Raw genomic sequence first — 17,414 nt, forward strand, 5'->3', positions numbered from 1 at the left:
ACCGCCTGTCAATGCGATCTGGATCGCGGTGTAGATCTTCTGAGAAGCTGCGGGGTACTCGGCGCCGAGCTCCGCGGTGCGCGAGCGCAGTCCGGGAACCTGATCGGCGAACCCTGCATCTTCGGCTGGTCCACTGCGAACTGCGCCGCGACGCTGAGCTTGGTCGGCACGGTGTCGCGTTCTGTCGCCAGGTACTCCTGGTTCTCATCCGAGCCGATGCATTCGACGACCTTCGCCGCGTCGGCCATCTGAGCGCCGTTCCCGGTCTGCGGCACAGTCCACGTCTCACCTCCCAGAGGGGATTCGACTGCGGCGCCAGCGGTCGGGACGGGGATCGGGAGCGACCTCGTAGCTGATTCCTGCCTCGTCCAGGAGGGGGAACTGCCACGGCCCGTTGATCATCATCGCCGCCTTGCCCGCGATGAACTGATCGTTGGCGTCCGACTGGGACCAGTTCAGCACCGACTTTGATGCGGATCCGCTGTTCACCAGATCGGTCCAGAGCTGTAGCGCATCGGCTGTGCTCTGGGTTGCGACATCGGACTCGTCGCCGCCGTTGGACCACATGAAGGGCAGGAACTGGAAGGTTCCTTCTTCCGTGGCTGCGGCGGAGAATGCCATGCCGTAGGTGTCGCCCTGTGTGAGCGCGGCAGCGTGGTCTTCAGCTCGTCCCAGGTCGTTGGTGCCGTGAGGCCGGCGTCGTCGAGGAGGTCCTTGTTGTAGAAGAGCGCGATCGTGTTCGCGACGGGCTGGATGCGTAGCAGCTCGCCGTCGTAGCTGGACGCTTCGACGACCCCCGGCGCATACCCGTCGGCAGTGATGTCGAAGTCGCTGAGGGGCGCGAGCGCTCGGAGTCGGCGATCTGAGCGAGGTCGCCGTTATCGAGCATCAGCACGTCCGGCATCGTCTTGGACGACGCCTGCTGCAAGACCTTCGCGATGTAGCCGTCGTAGGGAACGACCTGCTGAGTGATCGTGACACCCGTCGACGCTTCGCAGGAGGTGAAGACCTGGTCGTAGACCTCCGAGTCATGGGGGGACCCATCGGGGCGTTCGACGGTGATTGTTCCGGATGCCTCGGTACTGCTGGGGCCACCGGCACTGCACGACGGATCGCGAGCGTCACCGAGACTGAGGCTGCGGTGAGCGCGCCCAGACGCAGCTCACATCGCTCTTCTTTGAGCCATTGTTGAACCTTCCGGAGGGTGCAACGCGCGAGAGCGATGCACTGTCGATACGTATCGACTCGATACGCATCGAAAGTTAGCACAAGCCCATGACGAGCGCCACGTTCCGCTACGGAGCGCGTGCGGCTAGAGACAGGGTCGTCGTAGCGCGGCGCGTCGGGCGAGGCATTACGAGCTGGACCATCGCGGGAGTAGGGGGCCCTCGAGCTGTGCGAAAAGCATCTTCAGGGCAAGACGTGAGACATCGCGGGGTTCGGGGGACACGTTGGTGACGTCGGTGCTGAACGACTCCGCGGCCGCGTCTGTACACAGTCCCACGAGGGAAAGATCGGTCCCGAAGACTGAGGCCGCGCAACATGGTCAGCTGTATCAGCCACCCGATGACCTGCGGTGTTCGGGCGATCAGGCCAAGCCGCGCTTCGTGAGCGCCTGAGAACGTCGTCTCCGATCGTCTCGATACCTCGCCACCCTGCGACCGGCGGTCGCACGATCCGCAACGCGATGCCGGCATGATGCGCGGCCTCGCTCGCTCCTCGTTCGAAGTCGTTGATGAAGCGAAGACCTGCGTGGGCCACTTCCGGTGGCTCCCCGATCACCACGATCTGTTCGTGCCCGGTGGAGACGAGCTCCTCGACGGCGAGACGGCCTGCGCAAATCGCGTCCATGTCGACAGCGGCCAACCCATGCGCTTCGTTCGGGATCCCGATCATGACAACCGGAATAGGCAACGCTGCAGCAGACTCAACACGTTCGTCCTCTGCCCTGATGTCCATGAGGATGACCAGCGTCGCAGATACGCCGCCCCGCCAGTCGGGCCAGCCCGCGTGGGCCCTCATCCGCCGTGACCAGGATGACGTCGTAGTCGTGCTGCCGAGCGACTCCGGTGATCGTCTCAATGAACGGCAGCACACCAGCCATGTCCGTCGTATCGGAGAAGGACACCACGAGCCCGATGACGTTCGTTCGGCTGCCGGCGAGAGCCCGGGCTCCAGCATTCGGGTGGTAGGTGAGCTCGTCGATCGCCGCCTGCACGCGGGCCCGCGTCTTCTCCGAGATCGTTCGCTTACCACTCATGACGTACGACACGGTGCTCTGCGACACTCCGGCAAGCGCGGCGACGTCTTTGCTTGTGGGCATCATCCAGTCCCCCTCCAAGATGCGGCCCTTGCAGCTTGAGCGGCTGCCCGAGGAGATTGTGTGAGCTGCATCGATTCTCAATCTATGGGAAGCCCTCGGGTGATCCGACAGCCTGCACCTCTTCCTCGACGCCGCCCAGCACGGCCTCGCTCGCGCGCCTGCGGCCCGAACGTCCTGCCGAAAGACGCGCTCTGGCTCGGAGCGCACCGGATCGAGTCGTTCTCGGCTGACCAGCACGCGGAGGCTCCGCGACGCGCCTCGCTGACTGCTGCGAGCGAGGACCAGCAGACGAACCGAAATGGTGCCCGGCCGCCGGCGCAGAACGGCCTGCGGCCAGCGGCTGCCGCTGTGAGGGTCTGGTCTCAGGCGATCAGGCAGCGCAAAGCTGACCGTCGGCTCGTCTCTCACCTGCTCGCTGTCTCCTCGGCGGACATCGAGAGGTGATTCGCGTGGCCACCGGGTGTCCGCCGGCCTCAGGTCGTGATCGCGCTCGTCAAGAATTCGTCGAGAAGCTCAGCCCATCCCGCCGTATCCGCCGAGTCTCGGGAAACGGACCCACGGAGAAGAGCTCTGCAATGGACCGGAGTGAGCTCGACCTCGGGCTTCGGGGTAGCACGGAGCAGATGGCGCTGCAGGCTCAGGCGGAGCCGGCGCGCGACGGAGCGCCCGTCGAGGTCCGTCACGCTATCGGGGGGGCGGACCCTGCGGCGGCCGGCGCCGACGCTTACCGGCACACAGCGCGCACTTCGGCGTCGAGGACCAGGACCGAGTCGAGTCGCTGGTCGGTCTCGCCGGAGCGCGCCGAGTTGGCGCGGCCCGGCGGGGCGCTCCACCATGGCGTTCTTGACCGACGCGGCGCCGGAGTCGGGGCTGCGCCGCCGCCATATCGCTCCGTCCGCATGGCTCACGAGCTCGTCGCGGTGATCTGGATCGTCGACGACGAGACGCTCACCGAGGTCGACTTCTCAGTGTTCGCCCCGGCCGTCGACGACATGCGGACTGTCCTCGCGCGCCGCGCGATGACCTTCGACGACGGCCTCCAGCGGGTCGAGGCGCAGGTGCTCGCGCTGCTCTCCGATCGCTTTGACGACAGGATCGACGCGACCGAGGAGATCCGCTGCCGGCGACGAGCGCACCGTGGCGATCGAGGAGGCTCAACGCCTGGCCGCCGAGAAGGCGATCACCATGCCGCGGGTCGAGGGCGCGGAGAGGGTCATCGCCTCGAAGGATATCTCGGGATCGACGACACACTCGATGGATCTGGTCGCTTCCGCTTCGGACTGCGTGCGGTTCGGCTAGGAGCCGAGCGCGGCGCCCGCGACGGCCGACGACCCCAGATCACTCTTCGGCAGGGCGGTGCCCGCCGCGACGGCGTCGGTCCAGGCGTCGGTGGTGGCGACGGCCGCGAAGTTCGAGTTCAGCAGGGCGAGCAGCGTGGTGTGCACGGTTTCGGCGTCGACGGAGCCGGCTGCGTTCGAGATCGCGATGGCGCCGGTCGCGTCCGACAGGACCTCGGCGGCGAGTCCGTGGGTCTCGGCCTCGGCGGCCGAGGCGAGGATGCAGTTGTTGGTCATGTAGCCGACCAGGGTGATGGTGTCGACGTCGTGCTCGCGCAGCCGGGGCAGCAGGTCGGTGCCGGCGAAGACCGTGCCGAAGCGCTTGGTGATCGACGTCCAGTCGTCCGTGCGGCGGCGCTCGATCTCGGGGTGCAGTTCGAAGCCCTCTGTGCCGGGGGCGAAGACGGGGGCGCCCTCTCCCGCGCTGTGCCGGAAGGCGGCGATCGGGAGGCCGGCGGCGGTCGCGGCGTCGATTGCGGCGGCGATCCGGGGGAGGGAGGAGGCGTGCGGGGGGAAGCGGATCTCGAGCGGTCCGGCGAAGTACTCCTGCTGGACGTCGACGAGGATCAGGGCGCGTCGGGGTGCGGTCATGGTGTCGTCTCCTGGGTGTGTGGGGTGGTGCTCCGATCCTGACGGTGGGTGCTCGGCGGGACCAGTGGCACACCGGCACCCCTACGATGGATCCGGGCCAAACGGAGGAGGTGCCTGTGCGGATCGCGATTCACGCCGTCGACGGCGTCACGATGTCTCCACCTCTCGGTGCCGCAGATGGTCTTTGACGAGGTCCGGCGACTCCGGGATCGCGGACTGGGAGACGGTGCTCTTCGCCGACCGGCCCGGCTCGATCCGCACGGCCGAGGGCTACCGGATCGACGGTGTCGAGGGTCCGGAGGCGGCCGGAACCGCCGATCTCGTGGTGATCCCCTCCTGGATCGACGACGGACGCGCGCCCGGCGCGGACCTCGCCCGCGTGCTCCTGGAGGCGCACGGCCGCGGCGCGCGGATCGCGGGCCTCTGCCTCGGCGCGCTCGTCCTGGCCGACGTCGGTCTGCTCGACGGCCGTGCGGCGGTGACGCACTGGCAGGCGGCGGCGGGGATGGCGGCGCGCCATCCGTCGATCGCGGTTGACGCCACTGCCCTGTACCTGGATCTGGGCGACGTCCTGACCTCCGCGGGCACCGCGTCCGGCTTGGACGCCTGCCTGCACGTGGTCCGCGGCGCGCTGGGCGCGGAGGCGGCGAACCGGGTCGCGCGCAGCCTCGTCGTCGCGCCGCACCGCGAGGGCGGGCAGGCGCAGTACATCGAGCGGCCCCTCCCCGCCGAGCCCGCGGACGACCGCATCGCGCGCGCCTCCGCGTGGGCCCTGGCGCACCTCGAGGAGGAGCTGGGCGTGGACCGGCTGGCGGCGGCGGCGCTGATGAGCCGGCGCTCCTTCGTGCGGGCGTTCCGCGCGGCGACCGGGACCACTCCGGCCGCGTGGGTGCGCTCGCGGCGCTTGGACGAGGCGCGCCGGATGCTCGAGACGACCGATCTGCCGATCGACCGGATCGCCGCGGACTGCGGCTTCGGGAACCCGGTCACCCTGCGTCAGAACTTCGCCCAGGCGTTCGGCAGCACGCCCTCCGGGTACCGGCGCCGCTTCGGCACGCAGGGTCCGTGACTGGTGAGGCGGCACGGCCGGTTGAAAGTGATGCCGCTCAAATTGACAGAATCACGGATATCAACCGTTCACTTCTGCGATGGAACGAAGAAGCGGGGTCCATCGCAGCGTCTCCGCGATGGACCCCGCGCACCACCGCGACGCGGATACTCGATCTCGAGCGTCGTCCGCTGAGCAGGACGGGCAATCTCGGCCGCTGCACCTCGCCCGGCGAGGACGGGACGACCGCATCGGTCCCATAGGCCGCGCGCGTCAGCTTTCGAGATCGACGATGATGTCCTTCACCGTCTCGATGAACGCGGTGATGTCGTCGTCGGTCATGGCGAGCGAGAGGGACAGCTCACCTCGGGCGAGCGGGGAAGAAGCCGCGGTTGGCGAGCTCGAGCGGCGAAGGCTTGCGTCTTGTCGGAGTCGACCTTGTACCAGTAGTCGCGGTGGGTGGTGACGGTCTGCCCCGGCGCCTTGCAGTAGGCGTAGGCCAGGGAGGAGAACCCGCGACCGAAGATCGTGAACGGGCTGTTCCGGGCTGCCGACCAGGCGCTCAGTTCGGTGAGGATGCGGGCGGCCATGGTGTTGAGCCGCTTATAGGCGGCGACACTCAGAAGCGCGCATGCGGGCGAGGCCTGCGATGAGAGCGAGCCGGTGTCCGTGATGGGTGCCCGAGATCGCGACGGCCCCGGTCTCGAGCACGCTCATGATCTCCGCTCGCCCGCCGACCGCTCCCAGAGGCAGTCCGCCGCCGATGATCTTCCCCATGACGGTGAGGTCGGCGTCGATCCCGTAGACGCTCTGCAGGCCGTTGTAGGCCGCTCGGAGGTTGGCGGTCTCGTCGATCACCAGGACGATGCCGAGTTCGGCGGTGACCCGGCGGAGCATCTGCGCGAATTCGTCGGTGAGCATGACGTGTCCGCCGGCACCGGATTCGAGTTCGACGAAGACGCAGGCGAGATCGTCGGCGTTCTCGCGGAGGATCCGTTCCGTTCCGGCAAGGTCGTTCTGAGTCAGGACGACGACGAGGTCGACGGTCTGCTGAGGAACGCCGGCGTCGTCCCCGACCGGTCGGGGGTCGTGGTCGGGCCCGTACTCCGTGGCCTCGTGGGTGTGGACGGACACGCTCACCGGGTCGGTGAATCCGTGGTAGCCGCCTTCGAACTTCGCGATCTTGCTCCGGCCGGTGTAGGCGCGGGCGATGCGGGCTGCGGTCATCACCGATTCGGATGCCGAGCAGGAGAACTGCACCTTCTCGACGGAGGCGATCCGGTCGATCAGGAGTTCCGCGAGTTCTGCTTCCTCGGCGACGGGGTTGCCGAAGGAGGCGCCGTGGGGGATCGCGGCGATCAGGGCATCCGAGATGGCGGGATGCCCGTGGCCGAGGATGTTGACGGTGAAGTTGTTGTTGAAGTCGAGGAGTCGGTGTCCGTCGATCGTGTCGATGTAGGCACCGTTCCCGCTGCTGACGAACACGGCGTGGGGGCCGAAGTTGAAGGACGTGCGGCTGTGAGCCACCGGGGATGACGGTCTTGCCGTGCGCGGTGGCGCGTGCTGATTCGGCGAATCGTTCGGTGAACCTCGCGGTGGCGTTCTCCAGTGTGAGCATGGTGTTCCTTTCGTGAGCAGAGGGTGGGACGGGTCAGGCAGGGGTGGTGTCGAAGGTCAGTCCATTGGCCGAAGCGGAAGAGGGGGAACTCGGTGTCGAAAGGAACATCGGGGCGGCTGGACTTGACGGCTTGCATGCTCGACGGGAGGTCGAATGGCAGTCGCCCCTCGGCGACGCGTGGCCGAAGACCACGTCGAGCAGTGCCCGCGGGTCGGCGCCCCAGTTGCAGAGGATCGCCGCCGTGTCGTCCACGATCGGAGTGAGGATCGCTGGGCGGTCCAGGAAGATGTCGATCACCGTCGGGACCGCGGACGTGATCTGTCGCAGGTGGACAACGGTCTGTGCCGAGAAGTCGAGGGCCGGCGTGGGATAGTTCTCGAAGACCGTGAGGCCGTTGCTCGAGGGCGGTGATCCTCATGATCGCGAGGTCCGCCTCCTCGGGGAGTCGACGACATCGCCGTACAGCGAGGCGATGTCAGCGGGGATACCCTCGATCCAGATCTTGCATCCGGGCCGCGCGGGGAGGTGGGTGCTCCGTTCCGGCTCTCGTTCGTGAGCAGCGTCAGCGACGCGCGTTGAGCGGCCTCGCCTGCGGCGACGAAGTCCAGTGAGCCGACGTATGCGTCCAGCCGCCTCGACGTCGACGTAGGGCTGGTCGAAGAGCCCGAGCACGAACTTCTCGGTGAGCAGGCGTCGGGCCGATTGATCGAGTCGTTCCGGCGTCACTGCCGCCGCTGCTGACGAGTTCGACCAAGACCTCGGGGCACTTCTCCCCACCGAATTGGTCGACCCGGCTTCCAGCGCTTTGAGCATGCGCCCTCGCTGGTCGAGGTGCTCCACGCCCCAGGCGCGGGCCGGGAACGGTTCGCCGGCGACCTCGGAGTCGGTGAGGAGTCCCAGTCGGTGCAGACGATGCCCTCGAAGCCGTACCGCTCGCGCAGGAGCCCGGTGATGACGGATTTGTTGAATCCGAACCCGACTTCTTCGTGGTCGGTGCCGATGGGCATGCCGTAGTAGGGCATTACCTGGCCGACTCCCGCGGCGAAGGCGGCTTCGAACGGCCCGAGGTGCAGCTCGAACTGCCCGCCGGGGTAGACCTGCTCGCGGCCGTAGCCGAAGTGGGGGTCTTCGCCGTCGCGCTGCGGGCCACCTCCCGGGAAGTGCTTGATCATGGCCGAGACGGAGCCCGTGCCGAGCCGGTCGCCCTGGAGACCTGTGATGTAGGCGGCGCCGAGGCGAGAGGTCCAGCTCCACGTCCTCCCCGAAGGTGTCCAGCTGTCGCGCCCATCGGGGCTCTGTCGCCAGGTCTACCTGCGGGTGAAGGGCGACGCGGATGCCGACCGCGGTGTACTCCTGCCGGACGATGTCGCCGAATTGTCGGACGAGTTCCTCGTCGCGAGTGGCGGCGAGGCCGAGCGCTTCGAGCCAGACGGAGAAGCTCCCTGCCAGCAGGCCTGCGAGCGGGTTGTCGCTGTAGGAGTTGCGGGGGTCGCTCGAGATCGTGACGGGGATACCCAGACGGGTGGAGGCCGCGAGCTCCTGGATGCGGTTGTGCCAGGCGGCCATGTCTCGAGGGTCGCCACCGGTCAGAAGGTTGAAGTGCGACATCCGGTGATCGAGCACGAACGTGGAGTTGGAGGGCAGGTGGAACTCGGCGTCACCGTCGGAGAGCTGGCCGTGGTCGCCCATGCTGATCATGTCGTGGAAGAACAGACCTGCCTTCTCCTCGAGCGTCATCTGCGAGAGGAGGATGTCGACCCGCTCGGCGATCGGCAGTTCAGGGTCGCGGTAGCGGAAGTCGATGCTCGGGGTCGAGTCGTGCGTCAGATGTGGTGTTCGAGGTGAGGGGTCATCGCACGCCCTTGATGAGGTAGACCACGAACGCGCCGGCCAGGACGACGACGGCGCCGAAGAGGTAGAACACCGTGTACCCGCCGAGGGCGGTCGTCGCACCGATAGCGATGATGAACGGGGCGATCGCGGGAGCGATCGACTGGGGAAAGCGTTGGCGATGTTGAGGACGCCGAGATCTTTCGCCGTGTCTGCCGGGTTGGGGAGCACCTGAGTCGCCGGGGCGAGGGAGACGGCGAGGAACGCGCCGGCGCCGAGACCGATGAGGCCCTGTCCCGCGATGACGATCGGGACGGAGGTCGCCACGGCCATCAGGACGAGCCCGACCGCCATGATCACGCCCGCGACCGCGACGAACACTCGTCGGCGCCCGGTCTTGTCAGAGGCGACGCCGGCGAGTGCGCCGGAGATCGCTGTGGCGATTGTGGAGGCGAGATTGCAGAGCAGGACGATGCCGATGGCGTCGCTCTCCTGTAGCGAGAACCGTTCGCTGAGATACAGCGGTAGGAAGGTCGCCACGCCCGCGTACCCGAACATCACGAGGAAGGTCGTCAGCCAGGCGAGGGCGAAGTCGCGGTGCCGCACCGGGTTGAACACGAAGGACCCGAGGAATTCCCTGAGCCCGTAGCGTTCGCGCGGCGGCGCTTCGATCTTGCGGTCGTCGAGGACTACAACGAAGACGGCCGCAGAGACGAGCCCGACCAGCGCCGGTGCGAGGAACCGACCGACGTCGCCGGCGATGTAGTTGACCAGGAAGCTGCCTCCCAGGATCGCGACGGATGTCATCACGCCGATGATCCCCGACGCCAACCCGCGTCGAGTCGGCGCGACCTGGTCGGGAACTGTTGCGTTCGTGGCGGCGAAGAGCGCCATTGATCGCGGCTTGCGTCAGGCACCAGCCGACGAGCACGACCCAGACCTCGTCGGCGATGCCGATGAGGAGGCAGGAGAGCACGCCGACGAGCGCGCCGCCGATGATCCACGGGCGTCGTCGGCCCCAGCGTGTGGTCGTCCTGTCGGACAGCCGGCCTACGAGCGGATTAGCGACCAGTGCGAACAGGGAGCCGGCCGCCGGTCACGAGGCCGAGGCCGGCGACGGCGTCCTCCGGGGTGGCGGTGATGTGCTGCAGCTTGAAGGCCATCGAGACGAAGACCGGTGTCAGCAGCGCGAGGTACAGCCCGAAGGTGGCGAACCCGAGTGCGGGGTAGTACCCGTTCGTACTGCGGCAGGGGAGTCACCCGCGTCCTGCACGGACGAAGGCGGGGTGGGGGGTCTCGGCGTTGGCCGGCGACGTCTCTGTCATGAGGCTCTCTTTCCAGAGGATCCAGCGGTTGGTGGTGAGAGCCTAGAGTAAATCTGATCTTGTGGTAACTGAATTCTGATTAACTGGTATCTGGGGTGATGAGACGATTGCTCGGTGGCAGTCGCGAGTGGAGGGAGAGTCGCGAGCGCGCAGCGCGCGCGACAGAACGTCATCGACGCTGCACGAGGGAGTGTTCGCCAGACGTGGCGTGGTGCCGGTGTCGCTTCGTGATGTTGCTGCGGCCGCTGGGATCAGCCACCCGGGGCTGCTGCGTCACTTCGCGTCGAAAGCTCCACTTGTGGATGCTGTGATCGCACAACTCGATGACGAGGTGGGCTTTGCCCTGGACGCGGTAAACCCTGGCGAGCTGACCCTTTCGGCGGTTGCTCGGGTCACAGCAGGGGTGACATCCTTCGACCTTCTCGCCTCGATGCTGGCAACCGCTGACGGTCTCGAGGATGCGCGTGCGCGCCTGGACCGGCGCTTCCTCGACATCCGAGAACGTCTGGAGCGTCCGGATCGGATGGCTCCCCGGCAATCGCTCGACGAAGAGCTCGTCATGTGGACGGGGCTGCGACTGCTGGCCCAGTACCTCCCCGGCGAAATAGACGCAGCCGACCAGCTGGACGGGGCGGATGCAGGTCACCTAGGCCGGGGGCTCGAAGCGGAGGAGGAGGGCCGGCCGGTCATCACGCTGGCCGACATCGTCGATCGAGAGGAGGAGGGTACGCCAAGGGCAAGGAACGCCGCAGACAGATCCTCTCCGACGCGACGACCCGATTCGCTCGGTCCGGCTACCACAGCACCAGCCTGCGGGAGATTGCGGAGAGTGCCGGGGTCAGCCAATCGAGCTTGCTGTACCACTTCGAATCGAAGGAGCAACTCCTAACTGCCGTCCTCCGACGGCGCGACGAGATGCTCGCCGAACGAGGCCGCGCCGACGCAGACCCCGCCGCGGAACTAGCGAGCGTCGGCGATGACGCGCGGCTCGACGCCCACAATGAGCCAGGGCTCATCGAGCTGCACGCACGGGTCGCCTCAGAAGCGGCGGCGATCGAGCATCCCGCCCATGACTACCTCGCTCGCCGGTATCGGCGGACGATCGACTACTTCTCGCACCTCATCGACGTGGTGCAAAAAACGGAGCACCGGACCGCGCACTCATTTCTCCGCGCCGAGGCGCGATCCGGTTCATCGGCCTGTGGGAGGGGCTCCAGCTTCAGGCTCTCGACGACGGGGACTTCACCCACATCGGAAGCCACCTCGATGCGTTCCTTCATCAGCTGCTCGCTGGGTCAAGTGCCGGACCCACCGCACACCGCTCACGTGACTAGAGAAGAGTCGGTTGAGGGGCTAACGGAGAGCACTGTTCGTAGACCGCGCCAAGCACTGACATAATCTCAAGTGTTGGCTAGAATCTCTAGGTTGCGTTAGGGGGTTTGTCTGCGAGCGATGTGGCTAGGCGGCTATCGTTGGTCAGCCATTCGGCGAGATCTCGGTCGAGGGTGACCAGGGCGAGAATCCCGGCACGAGTCCTGTCCCAAGGCCGCGCTGAGCGACGTCGAGCCAGCGCAGGAGTAGGAACATTTCCGCTGTCGCTAGAGTCGCAAGGCCGGAGGCGGGGTGACCTGCCTCCCCACCCAGCGGCGCGTATGCTCCGCGATCGACTTCCGAAGGATCCGCCGTGCACCGCCCGCTCTCCTCGATCCGCCGGACGGCTTTCGCCCTCGTGGCCGGACTTTTCTTCGCCGCAAGTGCTGCTATCAGTACGCCTGTTGCTCCAGCAGCAGCCGCGCCGGTAGCACCGCCCGCGCTGACCACGGCCGACGCCGACGCCTGGCTCGACGGACTACTCCCGGCGGCGCTCGAGCGCGAGGGGATCGCCGGAGCAGTCGTCTCGATCGTCGGGAGGTGGCGCGGTCGTCACCGAGCGGGGCTTCGGCTGGGCGGACACCGGCGCGAGCGGTGGCGAGCCCGTGCCGGTCGATCCGAAGAGGACGCTCTTCCGCATCGGCTCGATCTCGAAGCTCATGACCGCGACGGTCGCGATGCAGCTCGTCGAGGACGGGCGGCTCGATCTCGACGATCCCGTGCAGGACCACCTAGACTTCCGCCTCCCGGTCGCGTTCGAGCGGCCGATCACCATGCGCCACCTTCTCAGCCACACGGCGGGATTCGAAGACCGTATCGCGGGAGTCATCGCGGGTCCGGGTGGCGACGCGACCCCGCTACGCGACTCCGTCGCGGTCGACCCGCCCGAGCAGATTTTCGAGCCGGGCACGGTGCCCTCGTACTCCAACTACTCGAACGGGCTCGCGGCCTACGTCGTCGAGCGGATCACCGGGCGGACGTTCGAGGACGTCGTCTCCAGCGAGGTGTTCGGACCGGCGGGCATGACGACCGCGACGCTCCGGCAGCCGCTGCCTGCCGACGCCGCGATCGCCAGTGGCTACCGCTCCGCGCAGTCCTCCGAGGAGGTCCCCTTCGAGATCGTCGCTCCGGCGCCGGCCGGAGCGATCTCGGCGACCGCCGCCGACATGAGCGCGTTCCTCCTCGCGCAGCTCGCCGACGACTCGCCGCTGCTGGGCCCGGACACCCTGGAGCGGATGCAGGAGCCCGCGCTCGACGAGTCCCTCGGTGGTCTGGTCGCAGGACCGCGGATGGCGCTCGGCTGGTTCGAGCAGGACCGTAACGGCCACCGCGTGCTCGGCCACGGCGGCGACCTTACGGCGTTCCACGCACAGCTCGACCTGCTTCCGGAGGACGGCGCCGGGATTTTCGTCTCGCTGAACAGCACGGGGCTCCGCCCGGACTCGACCGTCGCGATCCGCGACGCGCTGTCGCGCGGCTTCGTCGACCGATACTTCCCCGACGGCGGCTCGGCTCCCACCGCGACCTCCACCGCGGCGGAGCACGCCGACGCGATCGCGGGCACCTACCAGGTCTCGCGCCGGAGCGAGTCGACGTTCCTCCGCCTCTTCGCCGCCCTCTCGCCCGTCGAGGTCGCCCGTGCGGGTGGGAACGCCGTCACCGTCTCGGCGCTGACAGACACCTCAGGGACTCCGGTCGAGCTCGTCGAGGTCGAGCCATGGGTCTGGCAGGAGGTCGACGGCGCAGCGCCGCGTCGCCGTCGATCAGCAGGACGGGACGGTGACGGCGATCGGGTTGAACCCCGCGTTCGCCCTTCAGCCGATGTCGGCGCTGCGGGCCGCTCTACCCGGGATCGCCGGCCTCTCGGTCGTCGTGCTGCTGCTCGCGCTCCTCGCGATGCCCGTGCTCGCGCTAGTGCGCCGCGGCTGCGGTGTCCGCATCCAGCGGTCGCGGTCCGAGAGGATCGCAGGGGCGCTTGTCCTACTGAGCCTTGTCGCGCTACTCGCCGCGGGCGCGCTCTGGTCGGTCGTCGCCTCGGCACTGCTCTCCGACGGCGTCCCTCCCCTCCGCATTCATCCTCCGATCGGCGCAGGCTCTGACGGGTGTCGCGGTGCTCGGCGCGGTGCCGGCTCTCTTACTCGCCGTCGTCCGGCTACGCGCGGTCGGCGTATCACCCCGGCGCGGCCGGGCGGTTCTCGTTGCGGGGGGACACACGGTCCTCGCGGCCGCCTTCTCGCGGACTCGCCGTCACGGCCGTCGCCGGGGGGCTACTCTCGCCGAGCATCAGCTACTGACCGCCGTCCCACTCGTAGACATGTCCGCGAGCGGCACTTGTGCTCAGGAGCGGCTCCTCCCAGACTCGGAGGTCGGCGCCTTCCTCGCTACGGTCAGTGCCCCGAAGCGAGGAAGGACGCCTGCAGGCCGTACAGCCAACGAATGGACCGCCGTCATCGACGGCGAGCTGTTCTTAGCTGACATAATATCAATTATAGGAGAGCGTCTCCGAGCACCTACAAGTTGCAGCGTTTGGCCAACGGGCAACTGGCCATCCTGCACAGGCCACTGGGCAAGAGATTCTCCGCCAGCAGGACGAGCGCGAGTGTGAGAGCGACGTGGTTGGTCGTTTCGCCGATGACCTGCGCGCTGAGTTCCCGACGATGACGATGTTGTCGCGCTCGAGCACGCTTTACATGCGCTCCATCGCCGCCGGATTGGCTGATCATCGAAATGTGCCACAGCCCGTGGCACGCAAGTACGCAGGCAAAATCGAAGCCGCAAGCTCCCGCCCGAGGGACCCGGCGCCCCCTTCCGGCCGTCGCCGATAATGTACGTTATGTCAGTTGTTTGACCTCGACGACGACTGATGGCACCCGCTACACCCCTCTCCGTCTGCTCCGCCCGGGGCTGCTCGACCGCACGCACCTTCGCGCACGAGTCTCTCCCAGAGGTTGCGGAGACATGCTCTACGCCTTGAAGCGGATCCACCAATCGTCCACGTGCGTCAGATCTTTTCGCGAGACTTTGCCAGCTTCTGACGCTTGGCGACCGGTGCAACGCCTCTGCGGGAACGCAGCAGGGCCTCATCCGCCGAGTTTTCGCGGATGGCGAGGCGGCTAAGCATTCGTTGCTGGGCCTCGGCAGAACCAGTACAACCCGAGCTTCTCGCGAGCACGGGTGATCGCGGTGTAAAGAATGGCGTGTGAGATGTTCTCTTCGTTCGCGTCCGTAATGACGACCTTGACCGAGTCGTACTCCAGCCCCTGTGCCTTGTGAATCGAAACCGCGTATGCGATCTGAAATGGGACGAGCGTGACAGATGCGTCGTCATCGTCGTCTGTGTTTCCTCGCTGGGTGACGTCGAACTGGACGATCGAGTCCCCCTGCCAGCGGAGGTCGGTGTAGTGCACATCCGCTTCGGTGACTTCGCGGTCGATGTCAACGTCGAAGGTGATGCGGCCCGCTTCCTTCTGAACCCGGGTGATCTTCCCTAAGATTGTTAAAGGATTACGCTTCCGAAACGGGTGGTGTCGTGGAACAGGATCGGATCGCCCACCTTATAAATGGCGTCATCCCACTCGAATGCGGGATTCGGGTTGCTCGCCTGCAAGAAGCGGTTGACGTTGTTGATTCCGTAGAGACCGTCGTAGTTTAGACACAATACGATCTCGTCATCAGCGCGGCGCTCAAACAGGGAGTCACCCAACCGCGCGGCGAACTCGTTTTGCGAAATTGTCTCTTCAATCCGATCGTCAAGGTTTCGCACACGGTCCCAGAGGGTCAGTAGGGCCACATCGCTCGTTCGGAACGGCTTGGTGAGTTCGAACACAGACTCCTGCGGAATATACGAACGGATCGTCGTAAACCAGTTGCCGAACTCAATCGACTCGATCTGATACACGTCCCCGACCAGGACCAGCAGATCGAATGATGTGCTGTTAAGGACCTTCAGCAAGCTGGCGTTGCTGACCGTGCTGCACTCATCGATGACCAGAACGTCATAATGAATTGCGCCGCCACCGCGACTAACGTGCGCGCTAATGGTGCTAAAGTCGGAATTGCGCGCCGCCACCCGGTGTTTCAGGTTGTCGACGGCAGGATTGGTGTGTGCGAGGAACAGTTTGTCACTCTTTGAGAAGTAACGCGCGATGTGATTTACCATCGTCGACTTGCCTGTTCCAGCTGCACCATAAATGAGCGCGACCTTGGAACGGTCAAACAAGGCCGTAAGGGCGGCAGACTTCAGCGGATCGTCGAAATCGTTTGGGTTCGCGTTAATCCACGTGAGGACGTCCGTGCTGTGATCCTCCACTCCGCTCGCTGAGATGGCCTGGAGCTCCTTTATGATTGAAACCGTTCCCTCCTCGTAGCCAACCATGAAGACGTGGCCGCGGTCGTGCTCTAGCTGACGCGGGGCGTGCTTCTCCGTTTTGGGGAGCAACGAGTTATAGGTGTCAATCAGCAAGTCGATGTCGCCGAAGTCGGTCAGATCGTCGTCCGCTGTGTAGATGACGCCGTGCGTCTCAACATTCACCTGGATTCGGCGGGCGAGGAGTTCGTGCTCGCGACCTTTCCGGATTGAATGCATCAAGGAGGTCGGCAAAACGTGGGTTATGACCGGCGGGCGACGTGCACAATGGCATCGTGTCGAAGGGCTTGCTCTGGTTCTTGATGCGCAAATTTGAGAACCAGTTGTTTGGCGTGCCATCCCTTTGCGCCTTGATTACCTCATTCCTCATGCGAAGCAACAGGTAGCGAACCACCCGCGACCCCGGGGCGTCGCGCTGTATCAGCTGTCGCACGTGATCGAGCGCAGGGAAAGATCAACGGCACTCCGATAGTGCTTGCAAGCGCCCAGTCGCGCACCTGCTTATACGAAGCATCGGGGAGCTCGATGAGGTCGAGCAGGCTCGAGCGGGTGGTTGTGAGGTATTGCATGAGGTTGCTGTACTCCGGTTGCGACCTCGTCACCTTGCCCCTCAGTGGCTCGATCAGCGACCGGAAGTTGTCAAATTCGCATGGACGAATCGACACGTTCCACGACCGAATTATCGTGACCGGCATCGATCGGCCGAAGACTTCGACCGTCTTGGATTCCAATCCGAGACTGGCTGCGTATTTATCACTTATGTCGATGGTTGTAGGCGATCTTCCAGTCGAATTTACTGGTGCGATTGTGTGCAACAGAAAATGTCACCTCGTAGTAAATTCGATCCTGGACAAAAAATGGTCGCGAACTGTGGATGTAGTATCGGTCTGACTTGGGTTCTGGTGTGCCGAGCACGAATGCTTCGTCCACCTCTTTGGCGATCCTCTCGTGATACTCGCGCATCGCCGGATCAGTGTTGAGCGGGATTCTGAAGGTTTTGAAGTATTGAGACCTTCAGTTCCTTCTGACGCAAGGTCGCGCGTGCGCAGCAGGTACTCGTAGTACTTCAGCATCAACCGTTCGGACGGGTCTCGTTCCATCGTGTAGTGCGAAACGCTTGCTTGCAGTTGATCGTGGAATCGGACTAGGACACGAAACTTTGCCTGCGGCTTGACCACTGCACTCGCTGCACTCACCTTGTCATAGTGAAAGTCCGTGCTCGGATCCTTCTGTGACACCCATACGAGAAGGCCCTCGACCAAGTTGCGTAATTGACTGAGGATGTTTTGCGAGAGAAATCCGCGATCGCCTGTCCATGCGTCGATGTTTTGCGTGATCACGCTGTCTGCACTCAGCACTTGCTGTTGGACGGTCGCCATTGAGTCCCCCTCGGCGGCGTTGGCTCTTGCCTCGCCGGCCAGAATCGTACCAATCCTGAGTGACTGCGCTCGTCGAACTCGAGCAACACCCGCCACGCAGCTGAAGCGCTTCCTGGCTTCGCCGCGAAGCAGTGCATAGGAGGGTGTACGCCGGGTGCCGGACCTCCGTCTCCGAAATCTGAGCTGATAACCGTGATTATGTCAGTTCATTCACACGGACTCCGCT

The 17,414-nt window shown here is 65.6% G+C and carries 12 protein-coding genes and 4 pseudogenes; 4 read left to right on the forward strand and 12 right to left on the reverse strand.

All coding sequences use genetic code 11. From position 1 onward, the window contains the following. Positions 1–285: 285 nt before the first annotated feature. From AC0CII_RS24955 to AC0CII_RS24965, 3 genes and pseudogenes are all read right to left on the reverse strand, one after another. Positions 286–821, reverse strand: a pseudogene (locus tag AC0CII_RS24955) (ABC transporter substrate-binding protein). A gap of 1,106 nt (positions 822–1,927) precedes the next feature. Next, a complete protein-coding gene (locus tag AC0CII_RS24960) occupies positions 1,928–2,326 on the reverse strand; it encodes a LacI family DNA-binding transcriptional regulator (RefSeq protein ID WP_465231219.1) in 399 nt (132 codons plus the stop codon). 962 nt (positions 2,327–3,288) lie between these two features. Beyond that, positions 3,289–3,459, reverse strand: coding sequence for a hypothetical protein (locus tag AC0CII_RS24965; protein WP_465231220.1), 171 nt, complete (start codon positions 3,457–3,459; stop codon positions 3,289–3,291). 1 nt (position 3,460) lies between these two features. Between AC0CII_RS24965 and AC0CII_RS24970 the strand changes: the two genes are divergently transcribed. Beyond that, entirely contained in the window at positions 3,461–3,622 is a 162-nt protein-coding gene (locus AC0CII_RS24970) for a hypothetical protein (RefSeq protein ID WP_465228229.1), read from the forward strand. Here AC0CII_RS24970 and AC0CII_RS24975 read toward each other — a convergent pair. After that, positions 3,619–4,251 carry an isochorismatase family protein gene (locus AC0CII_RS24975; protein WP_465231221.1) on the reverse strand — a complete coding sequence of 211 codons (633 nt, stop codon included), beginning with the start codon at positions 4,249–4,251 and terminating at the stop codon, positions 3,619–3,621. The two genes, AC0CII_RS24970 and AC0CII_RS24975, sit on opposite strands and share 4 nt — an antisense overlap. 226 nt (positions 4,252–4,477) lie before the next feature. Here AC0CII_RS24975 and AC0CII_RS24980 point away from each other — a divergent pair, with 226 nt between their 5' ends. Continuing rightward, positions 4,478–5,320 (forward strand): GlxA family transcriptional regulator, encoded by an 843-nt coding sequence (locus AC0CII_RS24980; RefSeq protein WP_465231222.1) that lies wholly within the window; start codon positions 4,478–4,480, stop codon positions 5,318–5,320. A gap of 317 nt (positions 5,321–5,637) precedes the next feature. Here the strand turns inward: AC0CII_RS24980 and AC0CII_RS24985 are convergent, their stop codons facing one another. The 6 genes and pseudogenes from AC0CII_RS24985 to AC0CII_RS25010 form a co-directional block, all read right to left on the reverse strand. Continuing rightward, positions 5,638–5,889 carry a hypothetical protein gene (locus AC0CII_RS24985; protein ID WP_465231223.1) on the reverse strand — a complete coding sequence of 84 codons (252 nt, stop codon included), beginning with the start codon at positions 5,887–5,889 and terminating at the stop codon, positions 5,638–5,640. 13 nt (positions 5,890–5,902) lie between these two features. Beyond that, entirely contained in the window at positions 5,903–6,826 is a 924-nt protein-coding gene (locus tag AC0CII_RS24990; protein ID WP_465231224.1) for an aminotransferase class III-fold pyridoxal phosphate-dependent enzyme, read from the reverse strand. A gap of 124 nt (positions 6,827–6,950) precedes the next feature. After that, entirely contained in the window at positions 6,951–7,214 is a 264-nt protein-coding gene (locus AC0CII_RS24995) for a hypothetical protein (RefSeq protein ID WP_465231225.1), read from the reverse strand. A gap of 425 nt (positions 7,215–7,639) precedes the next feature. Then, entirely contained in the window at positions 7,640–8,137 is a 498-nt protein-coding gene (locus tag AC0CII_RS25000) for a glycoside hydrolase family 3 N-terminal domain-containing protein (RefSeq protein ID WP_465231324.1), read from the reverse strand. Between the two features lie 85 nt (positions 8,138–8,222). Beyond that, positions 8,223–9,641, reverse strand: a pseudogene (locus tag AC0CII_RS25005) (MFS transporter); the annotation flags it as partial. A 73-nt stretch (positions 9,642–9,714) separates the two neighbouring features. After that, a pseudogene (locus AC0CII_RS25010) lies at positions 9,715–9,828 on the reverse strand (MFS transporter); the annotation flags it as partial. Between the two features lie 805 nt (positions 9,829–10,633). Between AC0CII_RS25010 and AC0CII_RS25015 the strand changes: the two are divergent. Both AC0CII_RS25015 and AC0CII_RS25020 read left to right on the forward strand, forming a co-directional pair. Next, positions 10,634–11,470, forward strand: a complete 837-nt coding sequence (locus AC0CII_RS25015; RefSeq protein WP_465231226.1) for a TetR/AcrR family transcriptional regulator — start codon at positions 10,634–10,636, stop codon at positions 11,468–11,470. Positions 11,471–11,994: 524 nt separating this feature from the next. Next, positions 11,995–12,885: pseudogene (locus tag AC0CII_RS25020) on the forward strand (serine hydrolase domain-containing protein); the annotation flags it as partial. 1,671 nt (positions 12,886–14,556) lie between these two features. On the opposite strand, the gene AC0CII_RS25025 reads toward AC0CII_RS25020, so the two are convergent. Continuing rightward, entirely contained in the window at positions 14,557–14,850 is a 294-nt protein-coding gene (locus AC0CII_RS25025) for a C-terminal helicase domain-containing protein (RefSeq protein WP_465231227.1), read from the reverse strand. Positions 14,851–14,939: 89 nt separating this feature from the next. After that, positions 14,940–15,974: an AAA family ATPase gene (locus AC0CII_RS25030; protein ID WP_465231228.1), complete on the reverse strand. Its 1,035-nt coding sequence runs from the start codon at positions 15,972–15,974 to the stop codon at positions 14,940–14,942. Positions 15,975–17,414: the final 1,440 nt, after the last annotated feature.

Source organism: Rathayibacter sp. AC182, assembly GCF_979253875.1.

Coding starts and splice junctions, on each gene's coding strand:
- AC0CII_RS24975 (WP_465231221.1), bottom strand. CDS start 4,251: ATGACCGCACCCCGACGCGCCCTGATCCTCGTCGACGTCCAGCAGGAG.
- AC0CII_RS24985 (WP_465231223.1), bottom strand. CDS start 5,889: ATGGCCGCCCGCATCCTCACCGAACTGAGCGCCTGGTCGGCAGCCCGG.
- AC0CII_RS24960 (WP_465231219.1), bottom strand. CDS start 2,326: ATGATGCCCACAAGCAAAGACGTCGCCGCGCTTGCCGGAGTGTCGCAG.